This is a genomic window from Micromonospora sp. M51 (assembly GCF_018070305.1).
Taxonomy (GTDB): Bacteria; Actinomycetota; Actinomycetes; order Mycobacteriales; family Micromonosporaceae; genus Micromonospora; species Micromonospora parva.
Map to the genome: position 1 here is coordinate 1 of NZ_JAGPXZ010001368.1, position 707 is coordinate 707.

Here is a 707-nt window from a genome sequence, read left to right on the forward strand (position 1 = left end):
CGGTCAGTCCGGCGTCGACTGGATGTCGAGGGTGAGCGCGGAGATCAGCATGTGGATGCCGGTCAGCAGCGGCCCGACGCAGAGCAGGACGCTGCCGGTGGTGGCGACGGGTGGGCCGAGCGTCTCGGCCAGCACCCAGATCCCCCAGCCGGAGCCGAACAGGATGAGGAACAGGCCGGTGAAGAAGAGCAGCGCGACGGCGGAGAACGAGGCGAGGACGTGCTTGAGCAGCATCCGCCGCCAGAAGCCGCGGAACAGGAGGCTGGCGATGCGGGGGGCGACCTTGTGGATGCGCATCGTCGACACCTCCTCGCCGTAGCTGGCGGGGACCGGTACGTCCTTGGCTCGGGCGTTGGCGATGTTGAGCCAGATGAGGAGGTCGTTCTCGAATTCGTAGCCGCGGGCCACGGCGGCGACGTTGAGCCGCAGCAGGGCCGACCGGGAGACCGCGGTGTAGCCGTTCTGCGGGTCGAAGAGGTTCCAGTAGCCGCTGGCGACCTTGGTCGCGAACGACAGGGCGACGCTGCCCAGCATCCGTACGGCCGGCATGTCGGCGAACGACGTGCGGGAGAAGAAGCGGTTGGCCTTGGTGAACTCGTAGCCGTCGTCGCAGATCGGGTCGAGCAGCGCGGGCAGGTAGGCCGGGTCCATCTGGGCGTCACCGGCCATCACGACGTTGATGTCGGCGCCCAGGAGGAGGGCCCGCT

General features: G+C 68.6%; 1 protein-coding gene. It reads right to left on the minus strand.

The genetic code is table 11. From position 1 onward, the window contains the following. Window positions 1–3 precede the first annotated feature (3 nt). On the minus strand, window positions 4–707 hold a 704-nt coding region (locus KBX53_RS34880), incomplete at its 5' end, for a hypothetical protein (protein ID WP_210864025.1).